The 15,475-nt window shown below is 68.2% G+C and carries 14 protein-coding genes and 1 pseudogene; 8 read left to right on the top strand and 7 right to left on the bottom strand.

What is annotated here, in order from left to right:
- Positions 1-27 precede the first annotated feature (27 nt).
- The 3 genes from CRP45_RS04380 to CRP45_RS04370 are packed head-to-tail and all read right to left on the bottom strand — an operon-like array spanning position 28 to position 4,253.
- Positions 28-1,974: a hydantoinase B/oxoprolinase family protein gene (locus CRP45_RS04380; RefSeq protein ID WP_097243883.1), complete on the bottom strand. Its 1,947-nt coding sequence runs from the start codon at positions 1,972-1,974 to the stop codon at positions 28-30.
- A gap of 1 nt (position 1,975) precedes the next feature.
- Complete coding sequence (locus CRP45_RS04375) at positions 1,976-4,018, bottom strand: hydantoinase/oxoprolinase family protein (RefSeq protein ID WP_097243882.1); 2,043 nt, start codon at positions 4,016-4,018, stop codon at positions 1,976-1,978.
- A 25-nt stretch (positions 4,019-4,043) separates the two neighbouring features.
- The gene (locus CRP45_RS04370) at positions 4,044-4,253 is read right to left on the bottom strand and encodes a hypothetical protein (RefSeq protein ID WP_097243881.1); all 210 of its coding nucleotides are present in this window, start codon (positions 4,251-4,253) and stop codon (positions 4,044-4,046) included.
- 212 nt (positions 4,254-4,465) lie between these two features.
- Here CRP45_RS04370 and CRP45_RS04365 point away from each other — a divergent pair, with 212 nt between their 5' ends.
- The 8 genes from CRP45_RS04365 to CRP45_RS04330 all read left to right on the top strand — a co-directional run bounded on the left by CRP45_RS04365 (position 4,466) and on the right by CRP45_RS04330 (position 13,006).
- Positions 4,466-5,422, top strand: a complete 957-nt coding sequence (locus CRP45_RS04365) for an AraC family transcriptional regulator (RefSeq protein WP_245909885.1) — start codon at positions 4,466-4,468, stop codon at positions 5,420-5,422.
- 26 nt (positions 5,423-5,448) lie between these two features.
- The gene (locus CRP45_RS04360; RefSeq protein WP_097243879.1) at positions 5,449-6,540 is read left to right on the top strand and encodes a helix-turn-helix transcriptional regulator; all 1,092 of its coding nucleotides are present in this window, start codon (positions 5,449-5,451) and stop codon (positions 6,538-6,540) included.
- A gap of 131 nt (positions 6,541-6,671) precedes the next feature.
- Positions 6,672-8,738: a hydantoinase/oxoprolinase family protein gene (locus tag CRP45_RS04355; protein WP_097243878.1), complete on the top strand. Its 2,067-nt coding sequence runs from the start codon at positions 6,672-6,674 to the stop codon at positions 8,736-8,738.
- A 9-nt stretch (positions 8,739-8,747) separates the two neighbouring features.
- Positions 8,748-10,664 carry a hydantoinase B/oxoprolinase family protein gene (locus CRP45_RS04350; protein WP_097243877.1) on the top strand — a complete coding sequence of 639 codons (1,917 nt, stop codon included), beginning with the start codon at positions 8,748-8,750 and terminating at the stop codon, positions 10,662-10,664.
- Positions 10,665-10,681: 17 nt separating this feature from the next.
- Positions 10,682-10,942, top strand: coding sequence for a hypothetical protein (locus tag CRP45_RS04345; protein WP_097243876.1), 261 nt, complete (start codon positions 10,682-10,684; stop codon positions 10,940-10,942).
- Between the two features lie 34 nt (positions 10,943-10,976).
- Positions 10,977-11,204 carry an SDR family oxidoreductase gene (locus CRP45_RS33665; RefSeq protein ID WP_179830754.1) on the top strand — a complete coding sequence of 76 codons (228 nt, stop codon included), beginning with the start codon at positions 10,977-10,979 and terminating at the stop codon, positions 11,202-11,204.
- Between the two features lie 44 nt (positions 11,205-11,248).
- On the top strand, positions 11,249-12,712 hold the full coding sequence (locus CRP45_RS04335) for an aldehyde dehydrogenase family protein (RefSeq protein WP_097243875.1): 1,464 nt from the start codon (positions 11,249-11,251) through the stop codon (positions 12,710-12,712).
- Positions 12,713-12,769: 57 nt separating this feature from the next.
- Positions 12,770-13,006 carry a hypothetical protein gene (locus CRP45_RS04330; protein WP_097243874.1) on the top strand — a complete coding sequence of 79 codons (237 nt, stop codon included), beginning with the start codon at positions 12,770-12,772 and terminating at the stop codon, positions 13,004-13,006.
- Here CRP45_RS04330 and CRP45_RS04325 read toward each other — a convergent pair.
- The 4 genes and pseudogenes from CRP45_RS04325 to CRP45_RS04315 form a co-directional block, all read right to left on the bottom strand.
- A pseudogene (locus tag CRP45_RS04325) lies at positions 12,977-13,503 on the bottom strand (MFS transporter); the annotation flags it as partial. The gene CRP45_RS04330 and the pseudogene CRP45_RS04325 overlap by 30 nt on opposite strands.
- Positions 13,500-13,673, bottom strand: a complete 174-nt coding sequence (locus CRP45_RS33660) for a hypothetical protein (RefSeq protein ID WP_179830753.1) — start codon at positions 13,671-13,673, stop codon at positions 13,500-13,502. The pseudogene CRP45_RS04325 and the gene CRP45_RS33660, both read right to left, overlap by 4 nt.
- 73 nt (positions 13,674-13,746) lie before the next feature.
- Positions 13,747-14,901, bottom strand: coding sequence for a lactonase family protein (locus CRP45_RS04320; protein ID WP_097243873.1), 1,155 nt, complete (start codon positions 14,899-14,901; stop codon positions 13,747-13,749).
- A 123-nt stretch (positions 14,902-15,024) separates the two neighbouring features.
- On the bottom strand, positions 15,025-15,447 hold the full coding sequence (locus tag CRP45_RS04315; protein WP_179830752.1) for an ester cyclase: 423 nt from the start codon (positions 15,445-15,447) through the stop codon (positions 15,025-15,027).
- Positions 15,448-15,475: the final 28 nt, after the last annotated feature.

Genomic DNA, 15,475 nt, shown 5'->3' with positions numbered 1-15,475 from the left:
AGTTTTCTCCTGTCTCGTGCGAGCAAATCAGGCGGAGGGGCGGGCGCGCAGGAGCGCTGTCGCCTCGTGGTCGATACGCAGGCCCTCGGGGTCGAGGCGCGGGTCGCCCTCGACGACGACGCCGTAGTCGCGCGCGGCGCCCGCGATGCTCACGTATTCGTCGCGGACGTCGGCGAGCACCCGTTCGGGATCACGGTGCATCGGATCACCCCATCCGCCACCACCATTGGTGAGGCACCGCAGGATCGTGTTCGGCCCTGTCCGCCAGACCTGTTCGGCGGCGAAGTAGTGGTAGCGGCCGTCGGCCGGGTCCAGTGCCTTGGTTTCCGGGTCGAGCACCCCGGCGACGGGCACGCTGTCGGCGTAGACCCGCGGGTCGGTGCCGAGCATCCCGGGCACCGCCCGGTCGTCGCCCGGCGGGAACAGCCACATCGCCCCGGTCGGCCCGGCCTGTCCACCGTTGGCGCCGACCCCCGAGGGTTTCCTCGTGCGGAACGGTGACAGGTAGTGCGCGCCCGCCGTGAGCCACAGCGCGTCCTTGAGATTGGCCGCGCCGCCACGGAAGGTGCCCGCGCCGCCGGTGTCGATGGCGTATTCCTTACGCAACAGCACCACCGGCGACTCGCGTTCGATCGTCTCGGTCGCGGGGTCGAGGTTGTTGAGCGTGAACAGGACGGTGTAGCTGTCGCCGTCGCCGACATGGGTGGCACCCCACGGGCCGTGTTCGCCACCGCACTGGGTCGCCGAGGTCCACGGGGTGCCGTCGGCGCGCAGACCGGAGGCGTTATGGGTATTGGTCGAGCCGTAGTCGCCACCGACGCCGTGCTTGCCGAGGACGGGGTTGAGCGCGTCGAAGATCGCCGACGCGACGGCGCCGGAGGCCTCCCAGAACATCATGATGCCGCCGTCCGGTGGCAGCGAGGAGACGATGGTGCCCGGCGGGACCGCGAGGTCGACGTTGCGCCAGGTGCCCGAGGTGAACGGCACCTTCGGGTCGAGGAGCATCGTGAGGGCAACGCCCACAGCGGTTTTGGCATCGAGCACACCGCAGTTGATGCAGGTCCTGGCCTGGGGCGAGGTACCGGACAGGTCGATCTCCATGTCCTCGCCGCGCTTGCGCACGAGTACCCGCACGGTGTAGTCGACGGTGTCGTCGAGGCCGTCGGCGTCGATCAGCGCCGAGCCCGCGTAGTCGCCGTCGGGTACCAGCGCGATGGCGTCGCGCATGCGCTCGGCGGAGGTGTCGCAAGAGTAGTCCAGCGTGCCGAGGTAGGCCTCGAGGCCGTACCGGTCGATGTTCTCCAGGATCAGCCGCTCCCCCAGCTTCAACTGCTGGAAGATGCTCTTGAAGTCGGGCAGCAACATGCCACCCCAGCGGGTGTTGTCGAAAATCAGGCTGAAGGTGGAGCGCACCGGTTCGTCCCGCGCCCACAACAGCATCGGCGGAATCACCAGGCCGTTCTCGTAGACATTGCTCTTGGTCGCCGAGAAGCCGCCGGGCACGGTGCCACCCATGTCGAGCTGATGCGCGCACATGGTGACGTAGGAGACGATCTCGCCGTCGGCGAACACCGGACGGGTGAAGGCCACGTCGTTCACGTGCCTTCCGCCGCGGTAGGGGTCGTTGCAGATCAGCACGTCGCCGGAACGCAGGTTCTCGGGCCCGTACTCCTCCACGGCGTTGCGGACGGCGTCGCCCATAGTGCCGAGGAACACGACCAGGCTGTTGCTGACCACGGCCATCGGATAGCCCTTGTCCGCGGGGCCGCTGATGGTGCAGGCGAAGTCGTACCAGTCGCGGATGATGGGTGAGAACGCCTCACGCATGAAGCCGGTGGACATGTGCTCGACCGCGTAGCGCAGCCGGTTGGTGATCACGGTGGCGCTGAACCGGTCGGCGCCGTAGCGCTCACGGAACTGGGCATCGGTGAGGTCTCGCAGCCGGGGGGCGGTGGGGATGGTCGGACTGGACATGTCACTTCCTCCGGATCACGATTTCGCCGTACTCGCCGACGGTGGCCTGCTGGCCCGCGCCGATATGAGTGGTTGACAGTTCTTCCTCGACCACGGCGGGGCCGTCGAGCACGTCACCGGCTCGCAGACTCGTTCGGTCGTAGACGTCGGCCTGCTGGGCGCCGACGCCGTCCACGTCGAGGTCACCCAGGTACCGCAGGGTCACGGTGCGGATCGGGGCGAGCGGCCCGTCGGCCGAGGACCGGGCCGGGAGCGCGGCGTATTCGACCTTGGGCGTATCGAGCACCGCGCGCACCCGGAAAGTCACGCCTTCGACTGGCATGATCTCGAAGCGGTTGCCCGAGCGGGCCTCGTAGGTGTCGTGGAAGGCCGACACCATGGTGGTGACGGCGGTCTCATCGATCGTGCCGCTCGGCACCGGCACGAAGGGGGTCTCCCAGCTCTGCCCGGCCAGGTGCGCGTCCATGCTGCGCAGCATCCGTACCGAGCCGCCGCCGGTGCGGGCCCGCAACTGCTCCTCCATCTCGGCGAACAACGCGTCGATCGCGGGGGCGGCCTCGCCGGTGAGCATGAGGTACGCACTGCGGTCGACCGTGAAAACCTGGTCGGTGGAGAGCAATCCGACCGCGGAGAACAGGCCGGGATTCGGTGGCACAATCACCTGCTTGCACTGCACCGTGTCGAGCACTGCGGGCAACAGCATCGGGCCCGCGGCGCCGAAGGCGACCAAGCTGTAGTCGCGGGGGTCGACACCGTTCTTGATGGCGACGTTGAACACGCCTTCGGCCATGTTGTCGACCGCCATCTCGTAGGCGTAGCGGACCCGATGCGCCAGGTCCAGCTCGGTGTCGAGGGATTCGAAGGCGCGCCGTGCGGCGTCGGCGTCGAGCTGCAGTTCCCCGCCGGCGAAGTCGTCGGCGTCCAGGATGCCGATCAGCAGGCAGGTGTCGGTCGTCGTCGGCTGGGTGCCGCCGCGGCCGTAGCAGGCCGGTCCGGGCTGTGCCCGCGCACTGTCGGGGCCGACCTGGATCTCGCCCGCGGAGCCGATCGACACGATGCTGCCGCCGCCGGCGCCGATGCTGGAGATGTCGTTGGCCAGCGCGTTGACGACGAGGTCGTGCTCGAGTTCGAAGGTGGTGTTGACGAACGGTTCGCCGCCGATGACCACGCTGATGTCACACGAGGTGCCGCCCACGTCGGCACACAGCAGGTCGTTCTCCCCGATCAGTGCGCCGAAGTGCGCGCACGCGACGGTTCCGGCGGCGGGGCCGGAGAACACGATACGGAACGGCTGTGCCATCGCCTGCGCCGAGGGCACCAGGGTCGCCGCGCAGTCGGCGAAGTTGAGCTGACCGGCGAAACCGAGTTCGCTCAGGCCCTTCTCCAGGCCCGCGGTGTAATCGGAGTAGATGATCTTCATCAGTGTGTCGATCACGGTGGTGGAGGCGCGGGCGTATTCCTTGGCCAGCGGCGACACCTCGCTCGAGATCGAGCACGGCACATCGCCAAGCACCTCGCGCACCAGCTCCCGCAGCCGCACTTCGTGCACGGGGTCGACGTAGGCGTTGATCAGGCAGATCGCGACGCCCGCGACCTCGCACCGGCGAAGCACCTCGAGTTCGGTCCTGGCCTGGTCCTCGTCCAGTGCGAACAACACGCCGCCGTCGGCGGTGATCCGCTCGCGGATGCCGCGCCGCAGGTAGCGCTGCACCAGCGGCCGGGACGCGTCACCGAAGCTGCGCCGCCAGTGCGGGTCGAGGATGGCTTCGGCTGGGCGCCACACCCGGCCCATGTCGAGGATGTCGCGGTGACCATCGGTGGTCAGGAAGCCGATCTTGGGCAGCCGCCGGGTGATCACGGCATTGAGGCCGTGCGTGCTGGCATGGTTGAACACCGGCGCGTCGGTGACGCCGAGCACCTCGGCGCCGCGCAGCACCGGCCCGGTGACGTCGGTGTAGTCGGTGGAAATCTTGGCGGTGTGGATCCGCCCGTCGCGCCAGGCGACGACGTCGGTGAAGGTGCCGCCCACATCGACTGCGATCATGGTGTCTCCCTAAGTGATTCGGTGCTCAGACGAGGTCCGCGAGCAGCTGGATGGGGCCGAGCCGCTGCCACGGTTCCCGCGAGATGGAGTGCAGGCAGCGCTGGCACTTGACCACCTGCACCCAGCCCTGTTCGGCGACGACGGGATACGCGCGCAGTTCGGCGGCGCCACATCGTGGACAGGTTCCGTCGCGGGGTTCGCGGTTCACCTCGAGTCGTGTCGGTGCGTCGGGCATGGCGGGTCCTCCTGCGGCGATGAATGAGCGGCCGGGTGCCGTGAGGACGACGGTAGGATCGGCGAGACCTGGGTCACAATCCGTTCGGCGAAGGTGCGCTGTCCATCCAGCGAAGCATCTCTCGGATCGAAGAAAGTATATTATATTGACTATGTGACAACCATCACGCCTGAAAGGAGGGTCTGCCGTTGTCGCCAGTACCCGCGGCGTGCGTGAGCACCTTTCGCACGGAAGATCCGGCCGCCGCTCATGATCACGTGGCCGCCACTTTCGCCCGCCACGAGCTCGTCCTCGACGAGCGTCGCGGGATCGACTTCGCCCTGGAGACGGTGCGCTCGGAGAGCCTGACCGTCGGCCGGATGGCCTACGGCACCGACGCCCGCATCGAGGGACCACCGATGCAGACGTGCTATCACGTGAATCTGTCCGTCGCGGGACAGAGCACGGTGGCACAACACGGCGCCCGCCGATCCTTCGGCGCGGGTGAGGCAGGCGTGGCGTTCGTGCACGACGCGCCGGTATCCATCCGCTGGAGCGCCGACGCCGCGCACTATCACATCAATCTGCGCCGAACGCCGTTCGAACGCCACGCGGCTCGACTGCTCGGTCGCCGGGACACCGAGCCGGTCCTGTTCGACCTCACCTTCCCCATCGACTCCCCCGCAGGCCGCGCCCTGCTGGCCTCGACCCGATTCGTCTACGACGAGTTGGCCCGCGAAGGCGGGGTGTCGACGATGCCGCTGGCCTGCCGCGAACTCGAGTCGACACTGATGACGCAGATTCTGCTCACCGCACCGAGCCAGCTGACACCGATCCTGACCGGCTCCGCACCGAGCATCGGACACGCGCGCGTGCGCGAGGCCGTCGCCTACATCCACGCTCATCCCGATGCCGACATCTCGACCGCCGAACTCGCCGCTCGAGCCGGGGTCACCGCCCGGGCGCTCCAGTTGGCGTTCCGGGACGCGGTGGGCATGTCACCCAGCGCCTATGTCCAATCCGTGCGACTCGACCGGGTACGTGACGAATTGTCCTCCGGCCGCGCGGTTTCGGTGAGTGACGCGGCGATGAAGTGGGGCTTTTTCCATCTGGGCCGTTTCGCGCAGCAGTACCGCGAACGGTTCGGGGAATTGCCGTCGGAGACCGTTGGCCGCAGCGGCCCCGAATGAATGCAGGCTGAGTACAGGAGCCGAGTATGCGCAGCGCATCGAATCAGCGCAGTGTCGCCGAGCTGAATGCCACCATCACCGAGATCGTCGAGCACGCACACGCTGTGCTCGACCGCGATCCGGAGCATCACCGACCCACCGGTGGTTGGAATCTCGGCGAACTCTGGGAGGTGGCAACCACCCGCGCACTGCGCGAAACCGATGCCGAGGCCGCCTCTCCCGCCCGGCTGGCCGAATTGATCGGTCTTCTCGACCGCATCAGGGCGGCTGAAGTGATGCAGGCACATATCCGGCTCGTGAACCGGACCCAACGGCTGAGCACAGTGCACGCCGCGCTGTCGGAACTGAGCGCGGTGACCACGGTGGATTCGCTGCTCACCCGGATCCCGGAAGCAACCTGCGGCCTCGGGTTCGACCGCGCGTTGGTCTCCACGGTGGACGGCGCGTGGCGATTGCACACGATGCACGTCGTCCGCGATCCCCAGTGGGCGGCCGACATCGTCGCGGTCGGACGCGAGAACCCGCCAATCCTCGACCACGGGCTGGTCGAGAACGACACGGTGATCGATGCACGCGCTGTACTCGTGCACGAGGTGCAAGACAATCCGCGAGTCAACCGCCCGCTGGCGGCGATTACCAAGTCCTCCTCGTACGGGATCGCGCCGTTGGTGGTCGACGGTGAGGTGGTCGGCCTCGTGCACGGGGACTGCTATCACCAGCGGCGCGCGCTCGACGACGTCGATCAACTGCTGCTGTCGACCTTCGCCCAGGGGGCGAGCCAGCAGTTGGCGCGTGTATCGGTGCTGGAAGGGATGTCGGCCATCCGTGCCCAGCTCGACGGACTGGGCCGGTGGTCGATGCCGCGCCACGCTGTCACCGAATCGATCGCGGTGAGCCGTGACGACGACGGGGTGCTCACCCGACGGGAAGTACAGATCGTCCGGTTGCTCGCCCAGGGTGACTCCAACGCGCGCATCGCCCGCAAGCTCACCATCACCGAGGGCACTGTCAAAACCCACATCACCCGCGTGCTGCGCAAGCTGGGCGCCGCCAATCGCGCGGAAGCCGTGTCGATCTGGTTGCGGAACTCGGACGCGTCCGGGTCGCTGCGCGCCTGATGCGACGGGAACCGGCCGAAGGTCGTACGAATCTCCTACCCGCGCCAGATGTCGCCGTGCCCGCCGAGCGGAAAAGTGACGTGTGACATAGAGCGGCAGCACTGCCGCCGCACACGGCACGGAGGCGCGGTATGACCCAGAGCGAACGGGAAGCCGACTGGATCGTCGGTATCGACGTCGGTGGCACGTTCACCGACATCATCGGGCTCAACCAGAAGACCGGCGAAGTCCGCGACGGGAAGGTTCTGTCGACCACCGAACAGGAGGTCGGCGCTCTCGCGGCGCTGGCGGCAATCGACGTCGCCGTGCCCGAGGTCGCCGAAATCGTGCACGGGCACACCGTGGGAATCAACGCGCTGCTGAGCCGGACGGGCGCGCACACCGGGCTGATCGCAACCGGCGGCCACCGCGATCTGCTCGACATCGGGCGCATGCACCGCGAATTCGGTGACCGCTTCTACGACCCGACCTGGCTGCGCCCGCACCAGGAACGCCCGATCGTGCGGCGCGAATCGCGCTTCGGTGTCCCCGGTCGGCTGCGCTACGACGGCACCGAACTGCTCGCGCTCGACGAGGACGCCGTGCGCCGTGCCGCCCGCGAACTCGGGGAACAGGGCGCCCGTTCGGTGGCGGTGTGCTTGATGAACTCCTACATCAACACCGCGCACGAGCAGCGCACCGCCGAGATCGTCGCCGAGGAACTGCCTGACGCCTACGTCCAGACCTCGGCGCTGTATCCGGTGACACGCGAGCACGAACGCACCACCACCGTGGCGCTCGACGCCTACGTGGGTCCGGCCGTCGTCGGTTATCTCGAGCGCCTGATGGCCCGGCTGTCCGAGCAGGACTACCGAGGCACCTTGTGGATCATGATGATGAACGGCGGCGTGGCGACCTTCACCGACGCGGGCCGGGCTCCGGTGTTCCAGCTCGTTTCCGGCCCGGTCGGCGGGGTGAGTGGCAGCGTCAAGCTCGCCAACGAGTGCGGGGCGCGGAATCTGCTCACCATCGATGTCGGCGGCACCAGCACCGACGTCGCAGCGATCCGCGGTGGCAAGACCCCCCTCACCGACACCTGGACCCTCGAGACCGGCTTGACCCTGACCATGCCGCTGGTCGACGTCGAGAGCATCGGCTCCGGCGCCGGCAGTCTGATCCGGCCCAGCGCCCTCGGCACCGTCGCCGTCGGCCCGGCCTCGGCCGGCTCGAATCCCGGCCCGGTCTGCTACCAGCGTGGCGGCGCGGAACCGACGCTCACCGACGCGTGTGCCGCACTCGGCATCCTGCAACCGGACCTGTTCGCCAACGGGGCGATCAGGCTCGATGTCGACGGGGCCGTCCAGGCTTTGCGCACGACCGGCAAGCAGTGGGGCATGTCGGCGCTCGAACTCGCTTCGGCCGCTTACGAAATCGCGTGCCAGGACATCGCGGCGAAGGTGCGCAGTATCTCGGTGTACCGCGGTCTCGACGTCCGCGAGTTCGCCCTGCAACCGTCCGGTTCGGCGGGGCCGATGCTCGCCGACCGTGTCGGCCAGATCCTCGGCTTGGACAAGGTGATCGTGCCGCGCAGTCCCGGCCAGTTCTCGGCGCTGGGTCTGCTGCGCAGCGATCTCATGGTGACCCGCGCGCAATCCATCATGACGCCCCTGGCGCCCGACCGCGCCGAGGCTGTGAAGGCCGCGTTCACGGCCTTGCAGAACAGCGTCAGGTCTGAGCTGCGAGACCAGGGCATCGACGTGTCGCGCCTGCGTTTCGAACGCGCCGTGTTCGCGATGTACCGCGGCCAGACCTGGGACAACCGGCTGCCGATCGAGGCGGGCGCCATCACCGCCGAGCGAGTCGGCGAGCTGATCCCCCGATTCCACGAGTTCTATCAGGATTCCTACGGTTTCGCGGCCCCGGAGATCCCCGTCGTGGTGTCGACCGTGGAGGTGACCGCGGTGATCCCGCGCGAACTCGGCGCCGCCGACCACACCCCGGACGAGGGCGAGGCCTTCCTGCGTACCACCTGGCTGACCGTGCCCGGCACCACCGAACCCGTCGAGGTGCCGATCCACATCCGTGAACGTCTCGCACCGCACCATCCGGTGCCGGGCCCCGCCCTGATCGCCGAGAAGTTCGCGACCACGCTCGTGCTGCCCGGCCGGGCGGCCCACGTGGACGACGACCTCAATCTCATCATCGAGCCGCAGGCCTGAGGAGCAACCATGACCACCATCGAAACTTCCGGCACTGCCGTCGACGTCGAACTCGACATCCTGCGCCACGGCCTCATCGAAGTCGCCCGCGAAATGCTGGATTCGCTGATGCGCAGCGCGTTCTCCCCGGTGTGCCGCGACATTCTGGACTGCACCAGCGCCATCCACATGCGCACCGACGACGGCTGGGAGACGGTCGCGCTGTGGGAGGGCTGCATGCAGCACGCCTTCACCGCACCGCACATCGCCAACTTCGTGATGGACGACTGGGACATCGACACGATGCAGCCCGGTGACGTCATCTTCGTCAACGACCCGTGGCGCGGCACCATCCATCAGTCCGACGTGAACCTGCTGCGCCCGGTGTTCGTGAACGACCGCGTGGAATTCCTGCTGCACTCGACCTCGCACCTGGTCGATCTCGGCGGCGCGATCCCCGGCGGCTTCTCCAACGGCACCCAGACCCACTTCGAGGAACAGCTCAAGCTGCCGCCGACACTGTTGTACGCAAACGACGTTCCGGTGCGGCCGACCTTCAACTTCATCCTCGAGAACAACCGGGTGCCGCAACTGGTGCTCGGCGATCTGCGCGCGCTGCACGGTTGCCTGGTCGTCGGCGAACGGCAACTGCGGGAACTCGTCGCCCGCAGCGGCCTGGACAAGATCCGGGCGGCGGGGCGCTACGCCATCGAATCCACCGAAGCGAGCATGCGCCGCGGCATCGCGAGCATCCCCGACGGCGACTACACGGCCGAGGACTTCCTCGACGAGGACGGCGTCAGCGACGAGGCGATCCCCGTGCACGTCACCGTGAAGGTCCGCGGGGATTCGATGGAGATCGACTTCTCCGGTTCTGGCCGTCAGCCGCTGGGCAACTGCGGTACCGCCTGGTGCGAAGCCACCCGCTGCATCGAGGCGGTCAAGCTGATGGTCGACCCGTCCACGCCGGTCAACAGCGGCACGTTGCGACCGGTCGAGACGATCCTGCCGCCCGGCAGCGTCGTGCAGGTGCTGCCACCGTCGAGCTGCTCCAACCACGCCGATATCGGCGCGCGCGGCATCAACGTGGTGACCCAGGCGCTGAGCCAGGCCACCGACGAGGCCTTCGCGTGCGACACCGGTACCGCGGTGGTCGTCAGCCTCGGCGGCATCGACACCCGCGCCGGACACGAGGGCACACCGTGGGGCGCGTTCGCGCTCGCCGGCGGCGGCTGGGGCGGCACCTGGACGGAAGACGGTGTCTCGTTCTGTGTGATTCCGATCGGTAACTGCCGCACCTCCGTGCAGGAACACCTCGAGATCGAGAGCCCGCTGGTCGTCGTCCAGCACGAGATGGTGATCGACACCGCCGGTGCGGGGCGGTATCGCGGCGGTGCCGGTTCGGTGTATTCGATCTACGCCGAGTCCGACACGATGGTCACCGTCACCGCCGACCGGATCCGCGTCGGCGCCCCCGGGTCCAACGGCGGCGGCGCCGGCGCTCCCGCATTCGGCTGGTACATCGAGGATTTCGATCTCGCCCGGCACGGCGATCCGCTCGATCTGCGCGGGGTCGAGCCGTTGTTCGGCATGTTCGACGCCGAGGGCAGGCCTGATCCCAACCACGGCGAATTCGGCCGGGGTGCACGTTATCAGACGGGCAAGTTCTCCGGCCTGATCCTGAAGGCCGGAGACGCCCTGCGGTTCGTGATCGGCGGTGGTGGCGGCTGGGGTGACCCCCTCGAACGCGAGCCCGCTCGAGTCGCCGCCGACGTGCGGGCCGGCCTGGTGAGCCCCGAATTCGCGGCTGCCGGTTACGGAGTCGTGCTCGTCGGCGGCGAGGTCGACGAGGCTGCCACCAGCGCACAGCGGGCGCACCTGGTGACCGAACGTGCCGAGGGGCGCTGGCAGGTGCCGGTCGCCACTCCCCTCACCTGGACCCTCTGAAGACAAGGACCACTCCCATGTCAGTCGATCGACTCCTGTTCCCCCGCCCCGAAACCGACCGCGTATACGTCGAACGGGTGCCCGTCGACGGTGCGTGCCCGGCCTGCGGCGCGTCCGAACTGGCCCGCTACCCCGTCGCCAACTTCCTCGGCCCGCGCATGGTCGTGAAGTGCCAGCGGTGCTTCCATCACGTGTCGGTGACCCGGCCCGAACCCGAGGACCACTGGCCCGCGTGGCGTTCCCCCGCCCATGACTGGCCGGCCTCCCGAGTCGGTTGAGCCTCCCACCATCATTCGCTCCGAAAGGACACTCATGTTGCTCGACGGGAAAGTCGTCCTCATCACCGGCGCCGCGGGCGGGGAGGTTCTCGCCCTGCCCGCGGACCTCACCGACGGTGCCTCGGTGAATGGTCTGGTCGACACGGTCGTCGCCGAATACGGCCGCCTCGACGGCGCGTTCAACAAATGCCGGGGTTCCGACCGTGCCGCCTACGCGACCGGCGGCGAATTCGTCGTCGACGGTGGCTACATGGCGGGATGACCTCCCCGATCTCGAACTGGTCTCTATCCGAAAAGGATTCACGCATGACAACTCTGATCGGCGCGGCCGCGAGCTACTTCGACGGTCGCTGGAGCGCTGGTGACGGCGTCCCCATCGCCACGATCAATCCCGCGACCGGACTCCAGGTGGCGTTCACCCCCGCCAGCGGTCCCGCCCAGGTGGCCGCGGCCGTCTCCGCTGCCCGGCGCGCCTTCGACGAGGGTGAATGGAGCCGTCTCGGCCCGGCCGAACGCGGCGCCCTGCTGCACCGCCTCGCCGACCTGCTCCAGGAGAACCGGGAGGCACTGGTCGGGCTCGCGGCCACCGAGATCGGCACCCCGATCAGCAGCGGCCCGACCCTGCACGTCGACCTGCCCGCGAAGTTCTTCCGCTGGTTCGCCGACGCCGCCGTCCGGGGTCCCCGCGACGGGTACGAGCAGCCCATGCCGCTCGACCACGACCCGATCACCACCAGCAGCCTGCTGCTACGCCAACCCGCGGGCGTGGTCGCCGCGATCGTCGCCTACAACGTGCCGATCATGATGAGCGCCTACAAACTCGGCGCCGCCCTCGCCGCCGGTTGTTCCACGGTGCTGGTCACCTCACCCAAGTCCGTGCTGCTCACCGCCGCGTTCGTCAGGTTGGTCGAGGAAGCCGGATTTCCCGCCGGCGCGGTCAATTTCGTGTTCGGACCACCGGCGGTCACCGAGCAGGTCGTCACCGCCGCCGAAGTAGACATGGTCACCTTCACCGGCTCCCCCGCCGTCGGCAGCACGATTCTCACCCTGGCCGCCCCGACGTTGAAGAAGGTGGTTCTCGAACTCGGCGGCAAGTCGCCCAATATCGTCCTGCCGGGCACCGACCTGGAACGCGCGGTCCCCGCCTCGGCGCTGCGGTTCACCCGCAACAGCGGCCAAGCCTGCGGAGCGACCACACGAACCCTGGTGCCGCAGGCCGATTTCGACGAATACGTCGAGCGTTCGGGCGCGTTCCTGCGCACCCTCACCGTCGGCGACCCGCTCGCACCCGACACCGTCCTCGGACCACTCATCACCGGTGAACACCGCGCCGACGTCGAAGGATTCCTCGCCCGAGCCCGTGACGCGGGCGCCGACATCCCGGTCGGTGGCGGCCGACCGATAGGCCTCGACGACGGATTCTTCCTCGAGCCGACCCTGGTGACCGGTGTGCCGAACGAAGCCGAGATCGCCCAGGAAGAACTGTTCGCCCCCGTCGGCGTCGTCCTGCCCTACACCGACCTCGACGACGCCGTTTGCATGGCCAACGACGTCAAATACGCCCTCAACGCCAACGTATGGGGACCGACACCCGCCGCGATCGAGTTCGCCCGGCGGCTGCGCTCGGGCACCGTCACCATCAACGGCGGCGGTGGTATGCGCGCCGACGCCCCGTGGGGCGGACCCGGCCACAGCGGCATCGGGCGGGAAGGCGGCGAAGAAGGGTTCCGCGAATTCTTCGAGGTCAAACACCTGCAGTGGCCGCTGTGAAGCTGCTGGCCGGCAAGGTCGCTGCCGGGCGCGGTCCTCACCTCGATCATCACCGACATGTTCGGGGTGAGCCGGGACCGCGAGGAGGAGTTCCTCACCGGGATCGGTGACCGCATCGGTGGCGAGACGCTGATCGGGCGCGCGGGCCGGGCCCGCGATATCGCCGACGCCGCGCTGTTCCTCGCCAGCGATGTCCATGACAGGCCTGGTCCCACACCCGCATCGGTGCGGTGGCCGGTCAGTGTGTCGTTCGCGGCGGGTCGTCACCACGAGCACCGTCGTCAGCAGGAATAGCGCTGCCGCCCAAACGCGAATCGGTAGCTGAACACATCGGCGAAGATGCCGGTGAGCGGATAACCGAGCCCGAGGCCGGTGGTCACCGTGACCGACAGCGTGGAGATGCCGTTGCGCACCTCGCCGGCGGGTAGATAGCGGCGGGCGAGCGCGATGGTCACCGGCACGATCCCGTAACTGAGCCCCTGCAACGCGCGCCCGACCAGGAAGACCGCGAAATCGGTGGCCACGGCCGCGACGACAGACCCGATCAGGATGATCGTCAACGACCACAGCAGCAGCCGCTTCTTGTGCGGCCCATCGCTCAGCCTGCCCATGACCGGGGTCGTCACCGCGCCGACCAGCAAGTTGACGGTGAGCATCCACTGCGCCGCGCTCACGTCGACCTGCATCTCGCGCGAGATCGCGGGCACCAACAACATGCCGAGCGAGCTGACGATGGCCGAAGTCAGGGCGGCGTGGACAAGGGCGGGGGTGAGCCGGCGCACGGCGATCATTCGATCGGCCCCGCGACGGTCAGCTTCCGCAGCGTGGGCAGCGCCTGGCCGAGGGCTTCGCGCTCCTCGTCGGTGAGACGTTCGTCGATGGCGCGGGCCAACCAGTCCAACCCCACCGCCCGCTCCTCGACGAGCCGGGCACGGCTCGCGTCGGTGAGTTCGACCCACACGTGATGCCGACCATAGGCGCTTACCTGCACAAGGCCCCTCCGGCCGATGCCGGAGGGGCCTTGTGCGTTCAGATCAGCGTCGGGGAATCACCGACAACGTCCGTCCGTCGGCAACGTAGGTGCCGGTGTAGACCGCGACCGATTCATCCAGATCGAGGACGCCGTCCGAGCCGATCGTGAACCGCCGCAGTATCTCCTCTCCGCCCCGCAACGGGTCGGTGCCCAGCGCCCAGAGCACCTCACCACTGGGCGACATCACCGAGGATTCGGCGAAAGTGCCGGGCTTCTCCGGCGCGAAAGCGACATCGGGCAACGGCGTCAGCACACCGTTCGGCTCCACCGCGAAGGAGCTGATGTGCCCCGACCCCATGTTCGGCACGTACAGGAAACGACCGTCAGGCGTGATGCTCGTGACGTGCGGCAGCATGCCGGTCGGGAACGGCGATCCCCCGATCTCGGTGAGCGTTCCGTCCCCCGCCCGGGTGAAGCCGGACACCGAACCGCTGATCTCGTTGATGACGTACACGTGCCTGCCGTCCGGGGTGACCCGCGGATAGATCGGATTCAGGCCAGTCGACATCCGCTGCTTGACCGGGGAAACCGAACCATCGGCATTGATGTCGAACACCAGCAGCTGACGCGGCAGCAGGCTGGCCACGTACAGCTGCTTGCCGTCCGGCGAGACGGTGCCCGAGGCGACGCCGTCGAGCGACTCCCCGAACGGCATCGGCGAACCGTTGAGGGTGGGAGTGCCGTCGGCGCCGATGCGCACCGGCACGACTTGCGCGTTCTGCAGGCCGACGACGACGAAGGCGTCGCGGCTGTTCGGCGCGAAGATGATGTCCACCGGGACATCGGGCATCGCGAGCGGCGTTCTCTCGGTGAGTTCGCCGTCGGCACCGATGGCGTAGGGGATCAGCCGCGGGTTCGTTCCCGGGGCGACGAACAGGAACCGGCCGTCCGGGCTGGGCGCCTGCGGCCAGTTCAGCGCGCCGGGCATCGGCTTGCCCTGGATCGGCGTCGGCTGGTCTGTGTCGGACGCGTTGTAGCCGACGATGCCGTTGCTGAGGAATCCGTGGGCGTAGATGTGGTAGCCGTCCGCGTCGGCTGTCGCGGATGTCGCTGTCGCCGTGAAGCCGGGGAGAACGGTCGCTGCGAGGGCGAGTACCCAGCCCGCTCGCGCGCGCCGCGTTCCCGAACCACCTGTCGACGTTGAATCAGAGGTCATACCTGGGAGGTTATGGCCCGAACCGTCGGCGAAATGTCCAGAAAACTGCACACCGACCACCGGTACGAACAAGCGAAGACCCCTCCGGCCGGAGCCGAAGGGGTCTCGCGTCGAACGGGCCGCTCAGCCCTGAGCGGGCATCAGGCCGAGCTGGGTCAGGAAGCTGACGTTGTCCCAGTAGACACGGTGCTCGGATACCTTGCCGTCACGCAGGGTGAAGGTGTCGATGAGCGGGAATGTCACTGTGCGGCCGGACGGCGGAACCTCGCCGTCGGCGGTCGCCAGCGGTCCGGTCTGGACACCGGTGAAGACGATCTCGGCGATCGCGGTGTCACCATCGACCCACGTGTTGCGACGTTCGATCTTCATCCCGGGAAACGCCGTGATGAAGGCACCGATCATCCCCCGCAGCGCCTCGATCCCGGTGAGCGGGCCGGACGGGAACTGCGCCGCCACATCCTCGGTGAACGGGCGCGCGGCCAGTTCCAGATCGCCGGCTTCGAGGCCGGCGTAGTGCACGTTGACCAGGTCGAGCAGATCGCTCATTTGTTGACCTTTCGAAGAGGTTCGCATC

This window comes from Nocardia amikacinitolerans (genome assembly GCF_900215415.1).
GTDB classification, from domain to species: domain Bacteria; phylum Actinomycetota; class Actinomycetes; order Mycobacteriales; family Mycobacteriaceae; genus Nocardia; species Nocardia amikacinitolerans.
The sequence above is the reverse complement of the archived record's forward strand: the minus strand, read 5'-3'. Positions and strand labels throughout refer to the sequence as shown.